Source organism: Prevotella sp. P5-50 (assembly GCF_002251295.1).
In the GTDB taxonomy this organism is placed as follows: Bacteria; Bacteroidota; Bacteroidia; order Bacteroidales; family Bacteroidaceae; genus Prevotella.
On record NZ_NPJA01000008.1, the window covers coordinates 1 to 2,094 of the forward strand.

Below are 2,094 nucleotides of genomic sequence, written 5' to 3' on the forward strand. Positions count from 1 at the left end.
CAGAAGCCCAAGCGAGTTGGGCAACTTGCAAATGTCGGTGCAAAATTGATAAATAAAAATGAAACTGCCAAACTTTTCGGCAACTTTTTATCGTTTAACAACTTTTTTGCTTGGTTTGAAGGGTGTTTACAGAATCATCGGGGACAGGTTCATCGACCCTAAAGAGTGAACCAATGTACCTGTCCCCATGACCCTTCGCTATTGCTGAAGTTTCAATCCACTGCAACCAAGCGCACCGGGCGCACCGAACAACCGTATGGGCGATCGATGTCACCCACTTTGAGTTTTTTGCTAGAGAAGGACAGGCGATATGCGTTATAGATCGAGTAGGCTGTGCCTGACCAGTAGCGGGCGCCAGAGCCGCGTTCATTGAAATATTTCGCACGGACGTAGCCAGCTGCAGGCAAGAAGAGAGTTTGACTATTATTTGTAAATGTATATCCTTTTCTATCACTATCCCAACTTTTTGAGCTTGAATTATTCACAAACGCATACCATATCGCTTTGGTCGGTATCTGCCAGTCACAACCGAGAATCTTGCGAGCAGGGTCATCTGACATTTCAAAATCTTTTTCAGACGTATATTCGGGGGAGAAGGCTGGGGCTGTTCCACTTGCATATCCGCTACTATGCTCAGGTTTCCAACCTTGAAAATTTTCACCTGAATAAGAGGTATACCAAGGTTCCGTAGCTCCCCAAGCAAAGTAATCGCCGTAGTCGGATTCACTTGCGGCAAGACCATCTTTTGTTAGGTTGGATTTGGCGAATATTAATCTATAATTAGTTCCACCAATATTAAACACTCCCATATCAACCTGTTTGTCCGCTGACACTTTACCATTCTGTGTTAACGTCAATTTCAAGTTATTGTCAGTTCTTGAAAACTCACCGAGATTAATGATAGTATTTCTCTTAAATGTAATACTCTTAGAACCTGTGCGAGTGTAAACATCACCGGTGTAGTCAGTGAACGAAATGCTCCAACCTGCGGAGAGTGTTACGGCAGGAACAGCTATATAATAAACCGTGTTCGCAGTAATGTTTCCCGATAGTGTAATGGATGTTGATTGTTCTGGGGTAAATGTTATCGACGGTATATTGCTATTAGTATCGTATAAGAGTGTACACTTTCCTGCAAGATATTCAGTTGGATTAGCTGCCTGCAACACAATCTTGCTGCAAGCAAACTTTGGAGTCACCTTCACATAACCAACGGCATTTTTGAAATCCAAAGTTGTGTTGTCGCTCTTTGCCATCATTAATGCAGCTTTCTTGTCAAAACTGTTGGCGGTAGCGGTTTGAGTGGCAGGAAGGGTTACGTTTGTAACATTAGTGCCAGAAAGAGATGCAGTTGACTGATATGGATAAACGGCTGTATAAGAACCCGACTCAAGTGCCTCACCTGTAAAAGTAGCATTTGGTGTTCCTTTACCATTCTTCAAAGTAAACGGATTATTCTTTTTACCATCGAAGATGCTTATTTGGTCTCCTTCTTGCCAATTGATGACTTTACTTTCAGTGCTTGAAATAGCTGCCCTTGTTGATTGTTCGTCACCTTCTTGCGTTGCAGTAAAGGTCATTACCTTTGTCGCACTCTCGTTTTCAATTGTAGTGTTGTTGTCCTCCGACGAACATGACGCAAAGGACACGATGGCTGCAAAAGCCATCATAGATTGAATATATTTATTCATTTTCATTATTTTTGTTAATCCCATGTATAATCTTCTTCACCAAGTTTTTCTGTTTCTCCATTAGTACTTCCCGCTAAAATCTGTGTCCTGCTGATTTCATAAACCGTCATAATAGGAGATTGATAGATTTTCTTTTCTTTTTTTTCCATTTTTGTGTTTCACTAGTGTCCACTAAATAAATTTAAGACTTAATTCTCTTACAGTTTGTAACTTCTCGGCAGGTTCGCTTTTGCCGAGCAAATCTACGAGAGGGGTTCTGTCCAACAATGAGACAGCTAAAATTCTTAACAAATCATACATTTCCATATTCAATTTCATTTTTCGTTCAACAATCGCAACCAAGCAATATGCAATGATTGCACTATACAATTGTATCTTTACAGCATTTTCGGTTGTGCCATAG

Annotated in this window: 2 protein-coding genes and 1 pseudogene; all 3 read right to left on the bottom strand. The window is 40.8% G+C overall.

Annotated features, from left to right (window positions below; genetic code table 11):
- Nucleotides 1-212: 212 nt before the first annotated feature.
- Nucleotides 213-1,697, bottom strand: a complete 1,485-nt coding sequence (locus CIK88_RS01295) for a hypothetical protein (RefSeq protein ID WP_094434050.1) — start codon at nt 1,695-1,697, stop codon at nt 213-215.
- A gap of 8 nt (nt 1,698-1,705) precedes the next feature.
- Nucleotides 1,706-1,840 carry a hypothetical protein gene (locus tag CIK88_RS12680; RefSeq protein ID WP_256387683.1) on the bottom strand — a complete coding sequence of 45 codons (135 nt, stop codon included), beginning with the start codon at nt 1,838-1,840 and terminating at the stop codon, nt 1,706-1,708.
- Between the two features lie 22 nt (nt 1,841-1,862).
- Nucleotides 1,863-2,094 (bottom strand): annotated as a pseudogene (locus tag CIK88_RS12475) (IS4 family transposase); the annotation flags it as partial.

Bases quoted from the DNA above. Each gene is read 5' to 3' on its own strand.
- CIK88_RS01295 (WP_094434050.1), bottom strand. From the start codon at position 1,697: ATGAAAATGAATAAATATATTCAATCTATGATGGCTTTTGCAGCCATC.
- CIK88_RS12680 (WP_256387683.1), bottom strand. From the start codon at position 1,840: ATGGAAAAAAAAGAAAAGAAAATCTATCAATCTCCTATTATGACGGTT.